We start from the raw sequence: 289 nt of genomic DNA, 5'->3' as shown, positions 1-289 counted from the left end.
GAACATTGAGATTGAAGACATTGAAGTGAATAGCGCCTAGTGATCTAGACGCCTTCATTGTTTGTTTTTTGCTGTCGTTCGAAGTTCACAGGTGACAACATGGGGTTTGTGGCGTGCTTTCGCACGGGGTTATAGAATTTCGATGTAGTCGAACTCATCCTGCCGAGCTTCTGCGCGGGTTTTTTATGTCCGCCTTCGGATCCGTTCGCGTTTGAGCAGGTTAAGGAAGCTCTCAGCGAACGCATTATCATGGCAGTTCCCGCGCCTGCCCATTGAGTGCTTGAGATTG

Annotated in this window: 1 pseudogene; it reads right to left on the bottom strand. The window is 49.1% G+C overall.

Going from position 1 to position 289, the window contains the following annotated elements:
- Positions 1-44: 44 nt before the first annotated feature.
- Positions 45-289 (bottom strand): annotated as a pseudogene (locus tag ACWPM1_RS14830) (IS3 family transposase); the annotation flags it as partial.

Source organism: Tsuneonella sp. HG249, from assembly GCF_053819205.1.
This window is presented reverse-complemented; position numbering and strand designations above follow the sequence as displayed.